The 19,373-nt window shown below is 37.2% G+C and carries 20 protein-coding genes and 1 pseudogene; 14 read left to right on the top strand and 7 right to left on the bottom strand.

Translation table 11 applies throughout. The features are described 5' to 3' along the window. Both ABN212_RS07630 and ABN212_RS07625 read left to right on the top strand, forming a co-directional pair. On the top strand, window positions 1-2,658 hold a 2,658-nt coding region (locus ABN212_RS07630), incomplete at its 5' end, for a phage tail tip fiber protein (protein WP_349443075.1). 41 nt (window positions 2,659-2,699) lie between these two features. Next, window positions 2,700-4,226 carry a hypothetical protein gene (locus tag ABN212_RS07625; protein ID WP_349443074.1) on the top strand — a complete coding sequence of 509 codons (1,527 nt, stop codon included), beginning with the start codon at window positions 2,700-2,702 and terminating at the stop codon, window positions 4,224-4,226. Window positions 4,227-4,296: 70 nt separating this feature from the next. On the opposite strand, the gene ABN212_RS07620 is transcribed toward ABN212_RS07625, so the two are convergent. Then, window positions 4,297-5,853, bottom strand: coding sequence for a methyl-accepting chemotaxis protein (locus ABN212_RS07620; RefSeq protein ID WP_109850069.1), 1,557 nt, complete (start codon window positions 5,851-5,853; stop codon window positions 4,297-4,299). Window positions 5,854-6,567: 714 nt separating this feature from the next. Here ABN212_RS07620 and ABN212_RS07615 point away from each other — a divergent pair. Beyond that, a pseudogene (locus ABN212_RS07615) lies at window positions 6,568-6,735 on the top strand (isocitrate/isopropylmalate family dehydrogenase); the annotation flags it as partial. A 109-nt stretch (window positions 6,736-6,844) separates the two neighbouring features. On the opposite strand, the gene ABN212_RS07610 reads toward ABN212_RS07615, so the two are convergent. The 4 genes from ABN212_RS07610 to ABN212_RS07595 all read right to left on the bottom strand — a co-directional run bounded on the left by ABN212_RS07610 (window position 6,845) and on the right by ABN212_RS07595 (window position 9,842). Further along, entirely contained in the window at window positions 6,845-7,978 is a 1,134-nt protein-coding gene (locus tag ABN212_RS07610) for a site-specific integrase (protein WP_349443073.1), read from the bottom strand. After that, entirely contained in the window at window positions 7,953-8,204 is a 252-nt protein-coding gene (locus ABN212_RS07605; protein WP_349443072.1) for an excisionase, read from the bottom strand. The genes ABN212_RS07610 and ABN212_RS07605 overlap by 26 nt, the downstream gene beginning before the upstream one ends. A gap of 85 nt (window positions 8,205-8,289) precedes the next feature. Then, on the bottom strand, window positions 8,290-8,814 hold the full coding sequence (locus tag ABN212_RS07600; protein WP_349443071.1) for an HD family hydrolase: 525 nt from the start codon (window positions 8,812-8,814) through the stop codon (window positions 8,290-8,292). Between the two features lie 389 nt (window positions 8,815-9,203). Next, window positions 9,204-9,842, bottom strand: coding sequence for a LexA family protein (locus ABN212_RS07595; protein ID WP_373274641.1), 639 nt, complete (start codon window positions 9,840-9,842; stop codon window positions 9,204-9,206). 112 nt (window positions 9,843-9,954) lie between these two features. On the opposite strand from ABN212_RS07595, the gene ABN212_RS07590 reads away from it, so the two are divergent. From ABN212_RS07590 to ABN212_RS07540, 11 genes are all read left to right on the top strand, one after another. Beyond that, window positions 9,955-10,149, top strand: coding sequence for a Cro/CI family transcriptional regulator (locus ABN212_RS07590; RefSeq protein ID WP_049217157.1), 195 nt, complete (start codon window positions 9,955-9,957; stop codon window positions 10,147-10,149). Between the two features lie 37 nt (window positions 10,150-10,186). Then, a complete protein-coding gene (locus ABN212_RS07585) occupies window positions 10,187-10,663 on the top strand; it encodes a YmfL family putative regulatory protein (protein ID WP_337226136.1) in 477 nt (158 codons plus the stop codon). A 261-nt stretch (window positions 10,664-10,924) separates the two neighbouring features. Next, the gene (locus ABN212_RS07580; protein WP_017628377.1) at window positions 10,925-11,104 is read left to right on the top strand and encodes a DUF4222 domain-containing protein; all 180 of its coding nucleotides are present in this window, start codon (window positions 10,925-10,927) and stop codon (window positions 11,102-11,104) included. 8 nt (window positions 11,105-11,112) lie between these two features. Beyond that, complete coding sequence (locus tag ABN212_RS07575; RefSeq protein WP_349443070.1) at window positions 11,113-12,177, top strand: helix-turn-helix domain-containing protein; 1,065 nt, start codon at window positions 11,113-11,115, stop codon at window positions 12,175-12,177. Window positions 12,178-12,198: 21 nt separating this feature from the next. Then, window positions 12,199-13,005, top strand: a complete 807-nt coding sequence (locus ABN212_RS07570) for a KilA-N domain-containing protein (RefSeq protein ID WP_196533151.1) — start codon at window positions 12,199-12,201, stop codon at window positions 13,003-13,005. Continuing rightward, window positions 13,002-14,027, top strand: a complete 1,026-nt coding sequence (locus ABN212_RS07565) for a DUF968 domain-containing protein (protein WP_349443069.1) — start codon at window positions 13,002-13,004, stop codon at window positions 14,025-14,027. Before ABN212_RS07570 ends, ABN212_RS07565 begins: the two co-directional genes overlap by 4 nt. 27 nt (window positions 14,028-14,054) lie before the next feature. Next, on the top strand, window positions 14,055-14,453 hold the full coding sequence (locus ABN212_RS07560; protein WP_049219743.1) for an antiterminator Q family protein: 399 nt from the start codon (window positions 14,055-14,057) through the stop codon (window positions 14,451-14,453). 340 nt (window positions 14,454-14,793) lie between these two features. After that, window positions 14,794-15,006 (top strand): transcription antiterminator/RNA stability regulator CspE, encoded by a 213-nt coding sequence (gene cspE / locus ABN212_RS07555; RefSeq protein ID WP_004244726.1) that lies wholly within the window; start codon window positions 14,794-14,796, stop codon window positions 15,004-15,006. A 7-nt stretch (window positions 15,007-15,013) separates the two neighbouring features. Next, window positions 15,014-15,154 carry a hypothetical protein gene (locus ABN212_RS07550; RefSeq protein ID WP_432807464.1) on the top strand — a complete coding sequence of 47 codons (141 nt, stop codon included), beginning with the start codon at window positions 15,014-15,016 and terminating at the stop codon, window positions 15,152-15,154. 183 nt (window positions 15,155-15,337) lie between these two features. Beyond that, window positions 15,338-15,796 (top strand): Hsp20 family protein, encoded by a 459-nt coding sequence (locus tag ABN212_RS07545; RefSeq protein ID WP_063109079.1) that lies wholly within the window; start codon window positions 15,338-15,340, stop codon window positions 15,794-15,796. Window positions 15,797-16,029: 233 nt separating this feature from the next. Next, window positions 16,030-16,212 carry a hypothetical protein gene (locus ABN212_RS07540; RefSeq protein ID WP_349443068.1) on the top strand — a complete coding sequence of 61 codons (183 nt, stop codon included), beginning with the start codon at window positions 16,030-16,032 and terminating at the stop codon, window positions 16,210-16,212. A gap of 91 nt (window positions 16,213-16,303) precedes the next feature. On the opposite strand, the gene ABN212_RS07535 is transcribed toward ABN212_RS07540, so the two are convergent. Further along, entirely contained in the window at window positions 16,304-18,070 is a 1,767-nt protein-coding gene (locus ABN212_RS07535) for an ATP-binding protein (protein WP_349443067.1), read from the bottom strand. Further along, entirely contained in the window at window positions 18,060-19,238 is a 1,179-nt protein-coding gene (locus ABN212_RS07530; RefSeq protein ID WP_310811036.1) for a hypothetical protein, read from the bottom strand. The genes ABN212_RS07535 and ABN212_RS07530 overlap by 11 nt, the downstream gene beginning before the upstream one ends. Window positions 19,239-19,373: the final 135 nt, after the last annotated feature.

Raw genomic sequence — 19,373 nt, 5'->3', positions numbered from 1 at the left:
TATGTGCAAGATAGAAATGAAGCGTATAACGTGTTACGTGACTTTGCAGCCATCTTTCGAGGAATGACCTATTGGGGGTGCGGTCAGATTGTGACATTAGCGGATATGCCTCGTGATATAGATTATAGCTATACCAGAGCTAATGTGATTGATGGCAAATTTATTTATTCAAGCAGTAGCAGTAAAGAAAAGTATTCCACAGCATTGGTTTCGTATTCAGATCCGCAAAATGGATATGCTGATGCAATGGAGGCGGTGTTTGAACCTGATTTAGTTTCTCGGTTTGGCTTTAATCAATTGGAGGTTACGGCAATTGGTTGCACCCGACAAAGTGAAGCCAACAGAAAAGGGCGCTGGGGAATACTGACAAACAATAAAGACAGAATGGTGACATTCTCTGTCGGGTTAGATGGGAACATTCCGCAACCCGGTTACATTATCGCTGTTGCTGATGAACTGTTGTCAGGAAAAGTCACTGGTGGTCGAGTGAGTGCCATCGATGGCAGAAATATCACGTTAGACCGTGTTTCAAGTGCTGTGAGTGGTGACCGATTAATTCTCAATCTTCCTTCAGGGCAATCGCAAGCAAGAACGATACAAACAGTATCAGGGAAGGTGATCACGGTTACAACGGAATACAGTGAGACACCAGAGACAGAATGTGTTTGGGTTGTCGAATCAGAAGAGCTGTATGCGCAACAATATCGCGTTGTCAGTGTTACAGAAAATGAGTCTAATCAATTTACTATTACCGCCATTCAGCATGATCCCAGTAAATATGAGCATGTTGATTCTGGCGCATTGATTGATGAAAGGCCCATTAGTGTTATTCCTCCTAATAACCAGCAAGCCCCGAAAAACATTGCTATTGATTCTTACTCCATTGTAAGCCAAGGCGTTAGTATCGAAACGATGCGAGCACAGTGGCCACAAGTTGAAAACGCAATCTCTTATGAAGCGCAATGGCGTAGAAACGAAGGCAATTGGGTCAATATGCCTCGAAGCTCCATTAACTCTATTGAGGTTCCTAATGTTTATTCAGGTCGATATTTAGTTCGTGTTCGAGCCATTAATGCTTCTGAGATCTCAAGCGGATGGGGATATTCTGACGAAAAAACGTTAACCGGAAAAATGGGTAACCCACCCAAACCGGTTAACTTTAGAGCGTCGCCATTAGTATTTGGCATTAAGCTAGACTGGGGATTTGGTGAAAACACCAGTGATACGTTAAAAACTGAAATTCAGTACAGCAAAACCAATGATGGTGAAGGTCTGATGCTATTATCTGATGTTCCTTATCCATCTAAAACCTATGAAATGGCGGGTTTATCAGCTGGTGTAGCGTTTTATTTTAGAGCAAGGCTGGTGGATAAAACAGGCAATCAATCTGAGTGGACTGAATTTATTCGTGGAGAATCGGAGTTTGATGCTAGCGCCATTCTCGATGAGTTAGATGGTCATTTCATGACAACTGATGCTGGTAAGCAACTTAGTGAACGCTTGGACTGGAATGCTGAGACCGCGATTATTCTTAGTAACGCTGACTCTCAACTATCACGCAGTTTGTTAGTGAAACACGGTCAATCACAAGCGGGTATTCGCGAGCTATGGCAAGTTCGTGCAACGGATAACGAAGCCTGGGCACAGGAAGTTAAAGAAATTTACTCCGCTGTTGGTGATAACACGTCTGCAATTAAAGAGACTCAAACGTCAATTACAAAACGAGATGAGGCTTTTGGTCAGCGATTTACTGAAATTCGCACGGAAATGGATAAAGCTCAGGCCGATATCATTTCAAACTCTACTGCCATTGCTAACACAGATAAGGCTTTTGCTGAAAACAAAACGCAAGTTCAAGCTAAGTTTAATGAACAGGAAGGTTTGATTCAGGAGAAGATGCAAGCCACATTCAATCAATCTGGCGACGGCGTTGTCACACACTCAATTAATATCACGATTGTTCATAACAACGTGAAATATAACGCAGCAGGACAGGTTATTAGCGCTCAGGTTAAGAATGGCAAGCTTGAGTCATTCTTTGGTTACAACGCCAATAACTTTGCTTGGTATAACCCTGCAAATGGCAAGATGGAATTATTCATGTATGCCAAGAACGGGCAATTTTTTGTTCGAGATTTATTTATCGAAGATGGTTCGATTACAAATGCAAAAATAGGGAATGTTATTCAATCAAATAATTATGTGGCTGGAAAATCAGGCTGGATAATTAATAAAAATGGATATGCTGAATTTGAGAATGCAAAATTTAGAGGAGAAATTAAAGCCACTAAAGGCACAATGAATAATGTGATTATTGACAAGGATTGTGAAATTAAGGGCACTTTAAAAGTGGAGAATATAGAGGGTGACATAGTTAAGTTTTATTCTATTGGTAACGGAGAAACAATTACGATACCAGCACAATCCTTTGACCGTGTTATTCAAGTAGTCACTATAGCAACGACACATAATAGTAAGTGGTGTCGATTGTGGTTAAACGATGATAAGTTCTTTGAAATTAAAAATGGTGGACGAGTCGATGATTTTTATTATTGGAATTCACCATCAACAACGTTAAAAGCGAATACACCCGGCGTATTTAGATATGACAGCGAAGATAGATATTTCAAAATAACACTATTAGCCTGCAAGCAATAAGGAAGTAAATCATGATATACACAACAGGCACAGTTTCTACTGTGTCAGGGTCTGCTATTGTTCGCGGAACTGGCACTAAATTTAAAAATAATAATCCCGTCATTAATATCGGAATGACGATTTTAATTAAATCGGGAAATACTAATATTCCTTATATGATTAAATCCGTTAATTCCGACACTGAATTAGTATTAGCACACCCCGCATTAGCCACAGCAACTAACACCACATTCTCAATTCATATTACTGAGCCAGATAATAATAGCGATGCAGCAAGAACGATGGTTGCAATAAATGCATACACGCAATATTTTCTCGATGCGATGAATACATGGATGACTCAGACTGGGCAGACAAAAATTGATATGCCAAATGGTGAAGTCATTACACTAGATAGCATTAAGAAGATGCAGGGGGATATTAATAATAAAGCTGATTTAGCAAGCAAAGAATCACAGATATTCAAAGGACAAGTTATTTCACATTCAGGCATATATAGCTTTGATGGAAATAATTCCAAGACATACTTTGGTCTTTTAAGAGCCAACACAGGTGATCCGTTTGGTTTTTACTGTAGCTATGATGGTGCTGGGTATTCGGTTCGCTTTCCTGAAAGAAAAGGGGGGACACTTCTTGTTGCTGAACCTCAATATATAATTCATAAGAGTATAAATGACTGGGCTGGTATTCGATTGTATAAAGCCAACGGCGAGTATGGATATATAGAAACAAACACTAGAGATAATGAAATATTCACAATTGGTTATAGAAATTCTAGTGATGTTAATCAGGCTGTTGTAGCTGTTCCAAAGCGTAATGGTACACTAATGTTGGTGGGAGATTATGGTATTGGTGGCTATCCTGAGAATTGGAATAATAATTTTTTAAAAACAAGCACTATTTCATCTTTTTTTAGACAGACGGGTGGTGGTGAACTAAATCAATTTACAAATCATGGATGTGGTGTTCACATAGCTTATGACCAAAATATTAGAGTAGGTATGTATGTTAATGCCTTCACTGGTGTTATGAGTTCTTATAGATCTAGTAATAATGATGCTAACGGGATTGTTAGAGTTAGTAATATTTGGTCGAGTGCTAATACAACAATTGACAGCAACGGCTTTATTAAACGATCCTCTCCTATCATTAACATCCACCAAGACGGCACATTCACAACTAACGACGAATCAGAAGGCGCTACGGTTACTCGAGTAGCTCAGGGTGAATATCTCATTGAAGGCGTGCTGGGCTTTAACTCAGATGCGGGATGGGGCGGTGTTGATGGGGGTATTGAAATTCCACTCGATGTCAATAAACAGCCACTCATTTGGGTTAACTCTGAAGTTAATAAAGATGGTTCGATTCTCGTTAAAACGTATCACCGAACTCATCCTAATGCACCAGAGTTTGCCAATAATGATATTGATGGTTTCAATGATGGCGACCCAATTGATATCCCTGATGGTCGTTTCATTTCCGTTCGTGTGCAGATGCCAGAGCAATCCATCTATAACGTGAGAATGCGTGAGATGGAAGAAGCGCAAAAGATAAAGCAAGTGGGTTGATTTATTTAACCTCCCTCGCTTGCTTAGAATGGCTGTTTGTGTTGATTAGTTGTGTTAAAAATTATTATTTTTATCTTAATTTAAATTTCTCGACTGCAAGCTGTAACTGTTCTGATTGAGTTTTCAATTCTAAAGCCTCAGTTGTTGATTTTTGTACAAGCGTTGCATTTTGATGAGTAACTTGGTCTATTTGAGTGATGGCTACACTTATTTGCTCAATACCTTGGCTTTGCTCATCAGAAGCAGAGGAGATTTCATTTATAAGATGACATACATTTGTAATAGCGCTTATAATTTCATCTATTGTCTCTCCGGCTTCATTAATTAAATTAGAACCAGTGTTTACTTTATTTTCTGAGTTTTCTATCAGAGCCTTAATTTCTTTTGATGCCTGGGCACTGCGACTAGCTAAATTACGTACCTCATCTGCCACAACAGCAAAACCACGTCCTTGTTCCCCAGCTCTAGCTGCTTCAACCGCTGCATTAAGTGCTAGAATATTGGTTTGAAATGCAATGCTATTTATTACATTTGTTATTTGTGAGATTTGTTGTGAGCTATGAGTTATTTCCGTCATTGTATTAATGATTTTATTCATTATGTGACCCCCTTTTGTCGCGATATCGGTAGTGCTTTCAGCCAATATCGTGGCTTCTTTTGCATTTTGGGAGTTTTGTTTTACTGTTGTCGTTAACTCTTCCATGCTTGCTGCTGTTTCTTCTAATGAGGCAGCCTGTTGTTCGGTACGAGATGCTAGATCTGTGCTTCCTTTAGTTATTTCATCTATACTGAAATGAACCGCGCTAGTATTAGCATGTACTGCATTTACCGTGTTTACTAATGATGCTTGCATTTCGTGTAAGCTCGTAGCTAATTGTCCCATCTCATTACGGCCCGAAATGTTTATATTATTAGTAAGATCTCCATTCGCTATATTATGAATATGACACATAATAGATTTTAAAGGCTTTAATAAGAGGTGTTGTAAGCCAAACCAAACAATTATTAGCACTGTAATAATAACGATAGTAATTACACCAAGAATCCATTGCATTTGAATGAAGCTTTTATGATTTTCATCTTCAGCAATTTCTTGTAAAAGATTATTTTCATCTCTCCAGTTATTAAATGCTACCTCCATTTCATTTTGTATTTGTTGTGCTTCTAAATTACTATATGATTGGTAGTCATTTGAGCTTAGATATTCAATAGATAAATTCATGGTCTCATACATATTTTCCCACGTTTTTTTGATGTTATCGATCAATTCTGTTTGTTTTTTATTAACATCAGAAGATTGTAACCAAGATATATAATGAGATTCAGCTTCATTTAATGTGGTGCGAGCAACCCCTAACATATCATTGATATCTATTATATAACTTGAGTCTTGTTGGCTTTTGATATACCGAATAGCAACTCTTGCTATAGTTAAACGTGTTTTTATTAGGGCGTTAACACCGTCACTTAGTTTTTGTTGTTGTTCATTTAAGTTTTCAAAATTTTGAAAATTATGGAGATCTTTGTTTATAATGGAATAAGAAAAACCAGCTGTGATTAGTTGTAATGCACAGAATATAGTTAAGGCAAAAATAATACTCTTAGTAATATTTAAATTATTTAACATTTTGATTACCCTGTTATAATTTCATGATGATACAATCATAACGGCTTATCTCAAATAATCTTTAATTTTAATATCTAATAAATCTATAACATTTTGATTTTTATCATTAAATAAAATTAATGATTTATTTAACATTTTTGAATTATTGTTTCTTATTTTTCTGTTTGAACCAAGTGATTACCCATATGCGTATAAAATATTTTATTAACTCATCATCTAAGATGAAAAATACTTTATAATTAGTAAAGTCTATTATATATGCTTATTATCTAGAAATAAAAATTAAGAATATCGTTATCTAAATTTTAACTAATTAATAAAATTACTTTTAAATCTAATTAATGCTTTTCTATTACTCAAGTTTTGTCTATGGATAATATATTACTCTTTTTTAGAGATAATAGCTTTTCACACCATATATCAAGTGTTTCACGTTTTTCTCTTAAATAATCATATCTGTCATAGTGTTTCTGAGAAACTCCGGGTCTTTTGTGATTTTGTACCATATCTCTTAACTCAGAACTAATCCCCATCTCTCCAGCTAATGTTTCTAATACTTATTAAATTATGTTTACAGCTCTAATATGTGGTTATCAAAACCAATAAAAGTGTTATGGTAATCAATTGGTTATAAAAAGGCATAACCATTGTCTTTTAGGTCAGTGAAGAGTAAATATACCTTAATAAACAAATGCTTAATGATGGTGGATTTATATAATGCTACGCCACATGGGTTGGACAGAAGCCGCTGACTTAATCATTAAAGGAATGGAAGGCGCGATTGCCGCTAAGACTGTAACTTATGATTTCGAACGTCAGTTAGAAGGCGCTAAACTGCTGAAATGTAGCGAGTTTGGTGACGCGATTATCAAACATATGTAATTGTTGATTTGATAAATAGTTAACGGGAGCTTATTAGTTCCCGTTTATTTTTTGTACTATAAAATTCTTCCCCAAAATATCCCCAAAACTCTTCCCCAAAACTGTTCAATTAAACAGCAATAATTTGCCATTCTTTACCTCTATCGTCGTGGTATTTATCAGTCATATTTTGTGTTTTATGACCCAATAATTTTTGTGTATTAATTCCTTGTTCTCGATAAAGTCGCTCAGATAAAGATCGCTGTTCATGGAAAGTTGGTGCCGTACCTTTTTCCCAAGTTAACCCACATTTATCTCGCGCTTTTTTAAACGTTGTGGTTAATGTATTTGGTGTGACTTGTTCGCCTCGTTTCGCTTGTGCGGTGGTATGCCGATAATGCACGAGATATTTACTCACAACCGCGTCACGACATTGAGCAACAACATCCCTTAAGGAGAGATTGATAGCCTCACATTTAAGCGAGAGAGGGATGGCTAACTTACTGCCTGTTTTCTCTTGCTGTATGTGTAACATGTCATCCCAAATATCAGAGAATTTCATTTTACAGATATCACCGATCCGCTGACCTGTGGTTAAAGCCAACAACATGCCGCATTGCAGGTAAGGAGGGTGATTCTTGGCTTGCTGGTAAATAGTGCGCCATTCGTCCAATGTCATGCGTTCTCTTTTCACTCGGTTCCGTGGTTGTTTAGTTGCTTTCGCAGGATTGTAACCAGGCGGAACATAGCCTGCATGTTGAGCTTCTTTAAATACATCAATAAGCACCATGCGAACGACTTGAGCCATTCTTGAATGTCCTAATACTTTGATGGAATCTATTATTTCAGCGATATCTAATGCGGTTATCTCTTTTAATATTTTCGTACCACAATATTGACGGAATAAATTAATAGGTTTCATTTTTTGTCGATAAGAATTAATTTTTAATTCACCGATATCTAATCTTTCTTTTTGAATATCTAAATATTTATCCACCCATATATCGACAGATATTTCAGACTTATTTGTCTTAATTTTTGATAACCGTTCATTAATACTTAATAACTGTCGAGTATGTTGTTCAGCAATAATTGTATTGGCTTGAATGGCGGTTTCTCTCGCTTCTTGCTCGTCGGTGCCTAAGCTATGAAATTTACCGGTGATGGGATGTTTATATTGCCAATAAATTTTGCCGTTACGTTTATCTAACTTTCGATATAGATTAGGGATGATAATTTTATGGGTTCGAGGTCGGGCAGCCATCTGTAATTATCCTCTTAAGTCGTTCCGTTGATTTAGTAGGAATTTGAGGGAGAGACAGATAGCCCACATAACGAGCTTCTCTATCGACCATCCACTTGCGACCCACTTTCATTGCAGGTGGTGCAATAAGGTTATTCTTTGCGTATTTTTGTAATACCGTCATGCAAGGAGAGGCATCTCCAAATTCCAACTTTGCCCACGCTTCAAGAGTCACCATTCTTGACATATTTTCTCTCCATACTGCCGTATACAGTTTAAATAGACGTTAATTATGCTGGTGGTATTTATTTAAACTTTTTAGAACTGTTTATTTAGCTCCTTTTACTTAATTCATTAAATCTACGTAAAAATAAAACTTTGGCTTGTAGTGGGGTTAATGGATTAACAATAAAATCACTCGTAGGAATACCTTCAAGCATTAGCCAATTACTACCCACATCAATTTCTAAATCTCGTTTTTCGGTTGCTAACATCATTAAGTCGGCTAAATGAACGGCGTCCGATATAACGGGTGGCAAGTTATATTTTTGACGAATAACAGCATCAATTCTTTTTTCTATCTCCTTATATTCAGGTAATAGCTTTTTAAGCGGTGATGGCAGATCTTTTACATAGGCTTCACTGGCATCATGAAGTAAGGCTTCTAAAGCATATTCAGGTGCAACTAAATAGCTGACATATACCGAGTGTTGAGCAACAGAATAGAAATTATCAATCTGCCCATTAAAGCGACATTCATTAGCTAAACCCGTCGCAATGTCTTGAATATCTATTACCTCGATCCGTACATCGAGGTAATAGAAGTGCTTATTTGTTGCTGTTGCAATATAAAACATTATTCTCTCCACATAATTTAAGTAATAAAGATCCCTCTCGAATTAATCGAGATTAAATTTCACTGATGTTGGTTAATGGTAAATAAAGACTTATTTTTTATGTTTCAATTATTGAACTTGATTATTGCTTACCTCAAGTTGTGGCGGTTTCTACTGTTTCCCAACAGACAGAAACTATTTCTCTTCACATGAAAATTTTTATTAAGGTGTTTTCACACACATAATTGAATTAGATATTAATCATAATGTAACTCATCCTACACCGCACACTTAAAATGTAGGATAACCAACATTGCTGTGTCAAGTGTTTTTGTAGGAAATCTTACATTGCTATATGATGGTAATAAAAAATCCTCCGAAGAGGATCCTTTTATCAATGAGATAGGAAATTATGGTAAATGAGCTATTTTGGCATCCACAACAACACCCACAATTTTACAATTTCCATTGATTGGTATTAAGCGGTATTGAGGGTTTAATGGTTTTAAGTAATGGTTGCCTGCATCTACAATGTACTGCTTAAATGTAACTTCATTTTCAGATTCTAATTTAGCGACAACTAGCTTGCCACTAACAACCTCTACTGCGGGATCTACTAATATAATCATCCCTTCAGGAATACTTAGTCCAGAAGGAGAGGTCATAGAATCTCCTTTTACTTCTAGCCAAAATGATTCTTCGGAACAATGCACAGTTGTCTCATACCATGTATCGATTGATTTTCTATGATATGGCTCTACGGCCTCAGACCAATTCCCAGCGCTTACCCAGCTAATTAAAGGGTATTCACCACTAGATCTATTAAATTTTAAAAACGAAACATTAGAAATAGGATCTTCTTTTCCATCAACAAGCCAAATAGGGCTTGTTTCAAGAGCACTCGCTAATGCTTGAAGATTAGCGCCATTGGGTTGATAGTCACCTTTTTCCCAACCAGTAACAGTCACACGATTGACTCCAGCTTTTTTAGCTAGAGCCTGTTGTGTCATTTTCAGCTCAAGGCGTCTTTGTTTAATTCGTTCGCTCATTTCTTTCATGTAGGAAAGCCTACCACATTCCAAATGTAAGAATCTTGACATTTAAATGTAAGATATCCTACATTATATGCGTGTGAATTATTCACTTACCAAAGGATTACAAATGAAGAAAAAAGATGTAATCACGTTTTTTGGTGGTACGTGTAAAACAGCAAAAGCCCTCGGTATTAAACATCCTTCGGTGTGTGGTTGGGGATATATCATTCCTAAAGTAAGGGCGTATGAAATAGAAAAAATCACCAAGGGAAAACTTAAATATAACCCTGAACTTTATAGAAAAAATACCAAAACAGCATAAGGCAATTAACTACCAATAAAAGATAGAGCAGGTAGATATGAGCAAACATTCAATTAAAGAAGTTATTAAAGAAATGTGCAAAGCACTGCCGGGTGGACGTTCTGCTATGGCTGGGGCTTTAGGTATGTCACTCGAGACGTTTAATAACAAGTTATACGAAAAAAATGGCTGTCGTTTCTTTGATATTGATGAACAGGAAGCCATGGAAGACATTTCGGGCACTAAGTTGCTGGTGGAATATCACCTAGAACGTCATGGCATGAGTGCATTACCAAAAATAGAAGCAGAAAAGATAGACCAAGTAGAGCTATTTGATATGCGAATGACATTGGCTGCTATGCAAGGATCACTCGCCGTTTTAATTCAAGAAAGCCTTGTTGATGGTGTTTTAACGGATGAAGAAATAGGGCGTATTTATCGAAAAGCAGGGAAAGTTTTTGCATATGCAATTGGATTCTTGGATTCACTGAAAGTGTTATACGGTGAAAAACAGGAAGTGACTAAGAAAGGGTGAAGCCAAAGGTATACGGCCTCTGGCTTCGGTTGCCAATTTCAATGATGTGAAGAGAAATAAGCATGAGTAGATTAGCGCATCTAATACCTAAAAAGCAATTTCGCTGTTTACCCTTAACTAAAGAGGGAACATTTCGCTATGTAGAAAGCATACCGAGTGACAATCGATCACACAACTACCGAAAAAATATCGATTTGGTAGATAAGAGGACACTGAAAAAGTCATGGGCTGATTTCTATTTCTTGAGTGGAGGAAAATGCAATGCGAAATGAAGATCCCAATCGTCTTGATCGCTATTACAGAAACCCTCGAGGGCTCCTTGTTCATGTCATTCGTTATGATCGAGAAAAACAGCGCGTTATTTTTATGATTGATGGTTGTGAATACGAACAATGCGAGCCAGTTCAAAGATTTAAAGAGAGATATACCCGAGTTAAGTGAGGCCTCTTATGAGTGTTAAATTATCTAGTTATGTTTGGGATGGTTGCGCCCATGCAGGTTTAAAACTCACATCAGTCGCTATCATGGCAAGATTAGCTGATTTTTCTAATGATGAAGGTATTTGTTGGCCTTCTGTTGTGACGATTGCTCGCCAAATTGGTGCGGGTGAAAGCACGGTGCGCACAGCAATAAAACAGTTGGAAAAAGAAGGGTGGTTAACCAGCGAAAAGCGTAGAAAAGGCAATCGCAACGCAAGCAATATCTATCAGCTGAATGTAGAGAAACTATACCAATCAGCAAAGAAAGCGCTTTCTCAACCAACAAAATCTGACGTGTCAAAACCTGACGCATCAGGATCTGACCCATCAAAATTTGTTGCATCAAATTCTGTTCCCTCAAAATCGAGCAAAAATAGGGATTTTGACCCGCCAGCTCCTGAGGGCGATCCATCAGTAACTTCAAAATATGATCCATCAATAAATCATTCTTTGTCGCAGAATTCTGACGCATTCAGCGACCAGTCGAAAATGGATTTTTTAACACGTTATCCAGAGGCGGTTATTTATAGCGCCAACTTTCAAAAATGGGGCTCCGCTGACGATTTGAAGTGTGCTAAATGGCTATTCAGTCGTAAATGTGAAGTGTTTCAAGAGATGGGATTAAAAACGCCTAAAGAGCCAAATTTCACTGATTGGGCTAATGATATTCGCTTAATGACAACGATTGATGGGCATACTCACAAAGAAATTTGCCAGTTCTATAAACGAATTACGCAAGATGATTTTTGGAAAAAGAATGTTCAGTGTCCTCGTACACTCAGGGCTCAATGGGATGATTTAACCTTACGTTTGGCGGGTAAGAAAAAAATCACCATCGACTCCGTAGAGCGTGATGAAACATTCCGGCTCATCTGGGGTACGGGTTGGAAACCTAAAAATAAAATCCAAGAATTAGCGGCTATTCAGGCAAAGAAAAATGGTCTAGGCCGAATGAATGAGGTTGCAGGTTTAGCTGCGTGGCGAGGTATTTGGCAACAAGTCGCGGAACAAGTTGCTCAGGAAGTTTTGCTATAAACGAGAGTGGAGAAAAATAACATGAATGGACTAATTGTTATTGATGGTGTTCAAATTCGTCGAGATACCGCAGGGCGTTATTGTTTAAATGACCTTCATCGAGTCTCTGGTGGTGAAAAACGGCATCAACCATCGAATTGGAGTGCTTTGACTCAAACTAAAGAGTTGGTTGATGAAATTTCAACCGCTCCTGAGATCACAGGAGCGGTTCCCATTGTGACCATTGTTGGTGGGCTTAACCAAGGAACATATGTTTGCAAAGAATTAGTGTATGCCTATGCAATGTGGATAAGCCCATCATTTCATTTAAAAGTGATCCGTACTTTTGATGCATTGATAACACAGCAACACGACGAAAAGTTAGCCGATAAAGTTCAAGCTGGGGTTATATTGCTTGAATCGATGGCTAAGAGCCTAAATTTCTCAAACTCTTCGAAATTAGGGGCGTATCAAAAATTACAAGCCATGGCAGGCTTACCCGAATTAGCCCCTGTGTATGCGATTGATGCACCAATTGGTTCAATGGATGGTTCAAGTCGTCCAACAGTAGCTTTATCAACACTGATTAGAAAACATCAATTACCTATTTCAGCGCAACAAGCTTATAAGCGGTTGGCCGATCTCGGCATTGTTGAGCGCTTATCACGCCCAAGTACGAAAACTGCTAACAAAATGAAAGAGTTCTGGTCTGTGACTGCGCGGGGCTGCCAGTTTGGGAAGAACATGACCAGCCCTAATAATCCTCGCGAAACTCAACCCCATTTCTTTGAAAGTAAAACGGATGAATTGATCCGTATGGTGATGCTGAATAAACAGGTGAGTGCATGAAATTATTATTAACACCTTATATTCAGCCCGATCTTGGGGTTGTTTTATTGAAGCCTGAAGCGGAGTTGCTTGAGCAACTTAAACAACATTCTCGTGTGATTATTAGTGATGTACCAAAGAGTTTAGATAAATGGCCTTCTGGTGCATTAACAGGGAACGAACAACCATTATTGAATAACAAGGACATTATTGGCTTTTTGAATAATGAAAAGGTGCTCCAAGCTATGGGTGGGCTGGCATCGATGAATATGTGGATAGGCAGAAATATCCATTGCTGCCAGATTAACGATGAGCATGACAGTTATCATCATCATGAATTAACAACCACATGGCATAAAGACGGTGTGATACGGACTTGTTGGTATCATGATAATCATATTCGTAATTTATCGGCGGGGTGGGTTGCCGAATTAGCATATAAAAATCGTATTGCTTGGATGATAGACACTATTCGCAGTCGTTTGAGATTAGATGATAGCCATTCGCTGACGATACCTGATTTTTTTGCTTTTGCTGTGATGCATAAACTGGTTGATAAATTATCTGATGCTATATTGCGCCGTATCTTAAATTGGCCTGATAAAACTAAAGAGCGCAGGGTACATGGCGGTTTTCCTGAAGCTGATATTGTTCCAAATGAAGTGACAGCACTATCAGCAATGAATGCGCGTTTAGATGCCATAAAACCCGTTATTAATGTGACTGTTGATCCTGAACCTCCAGCCTCATTTCTTCTTAAACCTAAAATGCGCCGTTGGGAAAATTCCCAGTGGCTTCAATGGGTAAAAACACAGCCTTGTTGTGTTTGCGGACAACAAGCTGATGATCCACATCATATCATCGGCCATGGTATGGGAGGCATGGGAACGAAAGCCCATGACTTATTCACTATTCCATTATGTCGCATTCATCATGACGAGTTACATCGTGATCCCAAATTGTGGGAAGCCAATTATGGTAACCAAATCGAATTGTTATTTTCTTTTTTAAACCGTTCATTAGGAATGGGGGCATTGGTTTAACGTGTATACGGCACGGGGAGTATTAGTATGAGAGATATGCAGGAAGTTTTATCGCGTTGGGGTGCGTGGTCAGCTAATGAGGGAAATAGTATCGATTACTCATCAATTGCCGCCGGTTTTAAAGGATTAATTCCAAGCTCAAGACGAAGCCGAGAGCAATGCTCAGATGATGATGGCTTAAAAATCAATAAAGCGGTATTACATTTAAAGGTAAATAATAGTTACTTGTTTCAGTTGGTTATTATGTACTATGTGAAGAATTATCCTTTGCGTTCAATGGCTTCAAAACTCGGTATTTCTCATAATGAAGTGGCTAAGCGATTGCAGACAGCGGAGGGATTTATTGAAGGGTGTTTATCGGTTGATAACGTAAAATTAGATATGGATAAAATAATTAGAAAACACCACATTTACAGTCTTGCGTAATTACAAAACACAATATATTGTGTTAATGATGGTTTTGATGTTACACCTCTTATCAATTAAAAACCTCGTGAGTATAGCGGGGTTGTATTTTTTATAGGTCTACTTAAGCTGATTTATAGTTAAAAAATAAAGTTTGCTATCTGAATTTTTCTATGGCTTAATAGCGTCACTGGTTTGGAAGTACAGACCTATTTATGTTAGTAAGTTTAAAGTTGTTCCCGTTTAGCGTTATCCTCGATACCTCTTCATTGTGAATTCCTTCTAATTAATTCCCATAAGTAAAAATACAAAACAAACCGCATATGCCTTATGGCAAATTAAATAAATTAAAGGAAATTCTATGTCTAATACAATGACTGGTACAGTAAAATGGTTCGATGAAGGTAAAGGTTTTGGTTTTATTACTCCAGCTGATGGCAGCAAAGATGTCTTCGTACATTTCTCTGCAATCCAAAGTGATAGCTTCAAAACATTAGCTGAAGGCCAACAAGTTTCATTCACCATGGAAAATGGTATGAAAGGCCCAGCAGCAGGCAACGTGGTGGCTCTCTAAAGGCGCTATTACTATTCGCCTCTATTTTAAATGCCCTTGTTGTAGTGGTTCACAATATAGAACATCACAATTTGATATCACAGTGAACAATCCACACGGCGCAAAATGTATCTTTTGCAAAAGTGTGATGACAGCTCAAATGAGTTAAGCATTAAATAGTTGAATATACAAAACCTCGCTTCGGCGGGGTTTTTTGCTATCTACAATCTCATATTATTTAAAAATAAAAAATTTAGATTTTAGGGCTTGAAAAACTTTCGCTCGTTCATATTTATATTTTGGGCAAATAAGATACCGCCCATAATTCACTAAATACTGAAGGAGGAGTTATATGCCTAACATTAAACCTTTTTCATTATTCCCAACATTATCTGACAACTTACTTTCAAATCGTTTTGATCAGATAGATCGCCTGTTTAGTCAGTTAACAGGCAGTAAGCCCATTGCATCACCTGTACAGACTTATAACCTGAAACAGATTGATGATAACCATTATGAACTGACAGTGAGTGTGCCTGGATATCAAGAAGATGACCTATCTGTTTCATTGAAAGGTAGTCGTTTATTGATTGAAGGGAAAAAAGAAGAAAAATCAGAAGAAGACAATGATAAATGGATCCACCGAGGCATATCTCAAGGACAATTTACATTGCAATTTGACCTCGGTAAAAATGTTAAAATAGAAAAAGCCGATTTATCAAGTGGACTTCTGACCATTGCTATTGAATATGAATTGCCTGAAGAAGAAAAACGACAAACAATAGCGATAGAAAATAAAGATAAAAAATAATTGAGTTAGATAATGTGAATAAGATTAAGGCTACGCATGGTGTGTAGCCTTAATTGTTTTGTAAGGGGTTCTAAGTTGTGTTAGTTCAGATTAGGGTAGATAGAATATGATTAGAAATTTCAATTTGGTTTGAGCTAAAAAGGCAACTCTGATGAGCTTATGGTATAGTCATTTAACGTAGATAATACTTTGTTTTTCAGACGAGCCTATAACTATTAAGAGGGGATCAAAGATTGGATACTAAAAGAAGATTAAAGCGAGCATTAAGTGCTATCGATGATGCTATATCCACATTACAATGTGTTCGCTCTAAAGTAGATGAAAGTCGTTCAGATATATCACGGGCTTTAAATGAATTAGATGATGCTGAAGCGAATATACGTAGAGCTATTCGTGAACTGCCTGATAATATCTAGATATAATAGTAGTTATGGCCGCCTCATTGCGGCCATTTTATTAGAATTTTAACTATCACGCCCTAGCTCTAGCTAAAGGTGATAACTAATCTTATTTCCTCCAGCGTTCAATAACTTCCGAGAAGACAATATCACGCCATTCTGCATTCCACTCACTATGCACTTTTACACTCTGGGAATGTGGTTCTGGAGATGGCAGTGGCATCTTGATAATTGCTGGCAACAACACAGCATCACCAACTACTACACATTCTCCAGGAGCTAGATTAGGTAATATTTCCGTAATCGCATTAGCATTATCTGGAAATAGTCGCCGTACGTATGATTGATCAGCATCATTAGTAAGACGTAGAGAAATGAAGTTGTTACATTGTGCGAATATTGTTTCTGATACTTCAGAGGGGCGTTGACTCACTACCATCAAACTTAAGCCATATTTTCGCCCCTCCTTTGCTATGCGTTCAATGGATTTCCGAGATGCTCGATATGAGGCATTATTATCTCGAGGAACATAGTTGTGTGCTTCTTCACACACCAGCATAACAGGGATATCATTGAGCTTATCAAGTGCATGCTGTAATTTAGAATAATGAAAGCAAAAATCAAAAATTAGGCGAGAAATTAAGCTTACAGTTACGCTAAGAACTTCAAATGGGACTCCGCTTAAGTCAACGACTGTGACATTCGATTTGTGGAGATAGCCAATAAATTGTTTCATTAGCGTCTCGAAGTCCTCAGTCAAATATTCCTTTCCATCAGCCTTCTGGGGATTTAAAAGGAATCGAAGACGTTTATCAACCAATTTAGCTTCTAACCGTGAAACAAACCTATTGAACTCTCCGTTGAAAGGTCCATTAGTAGCCTTGGATGCAGCTGCACTCGAGGTAGCAACAAAATCGTGGACTTTCTCAAAATAAATACTTCGATCAGATACCAAACATCCATTAGCTAGTTTAGGTTTATCTTCGCCAGGTAGCCGACTAATGACTTCTCTATTCATATTTTCAATGAAGTTGTAAACTTCTTTAATTGAGAAATACACAGGGGTATCGTAAGTCACTTCTGGAACATTTGGGTTATGTTTTTCCTTGTTCAGCACGACTGCATATTTGAACTGACTAACTTGATTGTGAGAGTTTGCTTCGTTACTTTCGATAAACATACTTTCAAGTTCTTCAGAGTTCATCAGCCAGTATGGGAGCTGGAGTGAGTCAATATCTAATCGACTCAGAGTGAAAGATTCTTCAGCCTGTAAAGTAAATGCTGCGGTATATTCATCATGAATATCAAATATCACTATATGCGAGTTATTTTGCTTGTTCTTGTTGCTGTTTTTACTTTGAGATATTCCAACGATACCCTGCAACACACTAGCAACAGTGCATGATTTGCCTGAACCAGTGGAACCCACAATTGCAATATGCTTACTAAAGAATCTATTACCATTAATCATAAGATCAATAGTCTTATTCATAGAAAGTTTACCAAGAAAGAAATCATAATCACCATCCGCTGAAAATATCTTATCTAAGGTATCATTTTCCGCAATGAAAGCATGTTCAGTTGGAACTGGTAAAAGAAGACTGCTACGGTCAAAAATTTTGTCATCCATTAAAGTGCCTATAGCTTGACATTCAATCTGAAAGTTCCAGACTGGTTTTTCGTCAGGCGTGGTAGTATTTGTACCTTTTATATTTCGGATGGTAGCAATCGTAAAATCATGGTTTCCTTGAGCAATTTTTAGAAAACGACCAACCTGAAGATTTTCTTTATATTTCTCAAATAATTCAAGGTTATCGACAGCAACCACGACAGCCTCTGGCGCACATGAAAGTACAGATCCAATTTTAATAAGCATTAGTCATCCCCATTATATATTTTATTTCATCAAGTTTTTCGGCACCTAATATTTCAAGATTTATATCCTGAAGATCTAAACTCGTAATATCGCCATTTCCAATTACAAAAAAATCGTCAGCCTTCGTTTCAAGATGAAGGTTTTTGTAGTCATCCCAACGAATGAAGCGCAAAACAAACTCTTTTTTATCTTTAGTAACAATAGGATCACGGAAAAAGGATCTTTTTGAAAAAGTATTTACAGGTCTTCCAAGGTTTGGGATTACATCTTTTCCTATCAACCGCTCTGCAATATCATCAAATATAGGTTGAGAAACATCTAATATAAATACGGGAGTATGTGTATGCACTTGTTTAAAATGGTACTTATCGACAAAAGATTTTATAAAAAGAACAATCTGATCATCAAACTGCTCCAGGAGGGCTGGGAAAATAACTATAAACCGCAAACGAACGTTTACATTCAGGTTTTCTTTTAATTGTTTACGTCGAGCCTCCAAAACTTTCTGACGTGTTTTTAATGCAAGAGTCCATTGAGAAACTGCTGTAGTTCTAATTCGGCGTAATTTTTCCATAAAAAACTTCTTGGTGATTTTTCTAAGATTTTCATCATGCTTGATACTAAGATCACCAATGATTTGAATGGCATTTGGATAGAATAGTGTTTCCACTTCACTTTTATTAAAGCCTAGTGCTACAAGCAGTTCTACATTTTTTTCCATCAGATCGTCATACTTTGGTGTTACTGTTATAGTAAATACCTTAAGGAATTTATTAAGATCAACACCAGTAGCCTCTGTTATCAAATTTTGTAAATCTTTACTTTTAGAATTAAGGGCATCACTCAACTCTATAGAAGAAATACGGATTGAAGAGATATTCGGAAAATGAGCGAAAAGATGATAATTTATATTTGCATTGGGATTTGAATTAAAATGTTTCATCATTTGAAGAAGAGGGTTATACAGAATGCTAGGCGTATATTTAGTCTGTGTTTCGTGGTATTTACACTGAATGGCTTTGGTTCCGTTAAATGTAGCAACTTCTATATCTTCAACGATCCCTTCTATAGTTATTTCGGCCTCATCTGTAGCCTTGAGTAATTCAGCGAGTGTTAGATTAAATTGATATAAGAATCCTTGGATAGTGTAGTCAGCTGAACGCCCCATCTTAACCTCTTTAAGTTTAAAAATGCTTAATCCTAGAAGTACCGAAAAATAAATTAATACTATAGCCCACACTTTAGATTCTGCTAGTTTAGTAGCATGTTAATGATCGCACTTTAGGCAAATGAATCTTCAAAG

It is taken from the genome of Proteus genomosp. 6 (genome assembly GCF_040139785.1).
GTDB lineage: Bacteria > Pseudomonadota > Gammaproteobacteria > Enterobacterales > Enterobacteriaceae > Proteus.
This window is presented reverse-complemented; position numbering and strand designations above follow the sequence as displayed.

What these genes read in the sequence shown, in the direction of transcription:
- ABN212_RS07535 (WP_349443067.1), bottom strand. Translation starts at nt 18,070, where the DNA reads ATGCTTATTAAAATTGGATCTGTACTTTCATGTGCGCCAGAGGCTGTC.
- ABN212_RS07560 (WP_049219743.1), top strand. Translation starts at nt 14,055, where the DNA reads ATGAGAGATATGCAGGAAGTTTTATCGCGTTGGGGTGCGTGGTCAGCT.
- ABN212_RS07600 (WP_349443071.1), bottom strand. Translation starts at nt 8,814, where the DNA reads ATGTTTTATATTGCAACAGCAACAAATAAGCACTTCTATTACCTCGAT.
- ABN212_RS07575 (WP_349443070.1), top strand. Translation starts at nt 11,113, where the DNA reads ATGAGTGTTAAATTATCTAGTTATGTTTGGGATGGTTGCGCCCATGCA.
- ABN212_RS07530 (WP_310811036.1), bottom strand. Translation starts at nt 19,238, where the DNA reads ATGGGGCGTTCAGCTGACTACACTATCCAAGGATTCTTATATCAATTT.
- ABN212_RS07610 (WP_349443073.1), bottom strand. Translation starts at nt 7,978, where the DNA reads ATGGCTGCCCGACCTCGAACCCATAAAATTATCATCCCTAATCTATAT.
- ABN212_RS07565 (WP_349443069.1), top strand. Translation starts at nt 13,002, where the DNA reads ATGAAATTATTATTAACACCTTATATTCAGCCCGATCTTGGGGTTGTT.
- ABN212_RS07605 (WP_349443072.1), bottom strand. Translation starts at nt 8,204, where the DNA reads ATGTCAAGAATGGTGACTCTTGAAGCGTGGGCAAAGTTGGAATTTGGA.
- ABN212_RS07570 (WP_196533151.1), top strand. Translation starts at nt 12,199, where the DNA reads ATGAATGGACTAATTGTTATTGATGGTGTTCAAATTCGTCGAGATACC.
- ABN212_RS07580 (WP_017628377.1), top strand. Translation starts at nt 10,925, where the DNA reads ATGCGAAATGAAGATCCCAATCGTCTTGATCGCTATTACAGAAACCCT.
- ABN212_RS07595 (WP_373274641.1), bottom strand. Translation starts at nt 9,842, where the DNA reads ATGAGCGAACGAATTAAACAAAGACGCCTTGAGCTGAAAATGACACAA.
- ABN212_RS07590 (WP_049217157.1), top strand. Translation starts at nt 9,955, where the DNA reads ATGAAGAAAAAAGATGTAATCACGTTTTTTGGTGGTACGTGTAAAACA.
- ABN212_RS07585 (WP_337226136.1), top strand. Translation starts at nt 10,187, where the DNA reads ATGAGCAAACATTCAATTAAAGAAGTTATTAAAGAAATGTGCAAAGCA.
- cspE (WP_004244726.1), top strand. Translation starts at nt 14,794, where the DNA reads ATGTCTAATACAATGACTGGTACAGTAAAATGGTTCGATGAAGGTAAA.
- ABN212_RS07620 (WP_109850069.1), bottom strand. Translation starts at nt 5,853, where the DNA reads ATGTTAAATAATTTAAATATTACTAAGAGTATTATTTTTGCCTTAACT.
- ABN212_RS07545 (WP_063109079.1), top strand. Translation starts at nt 15,338, where the DNA reads ATGCCTAACATTAAACCTTTTTCATTATTCCCAACATTATCTGACAAC.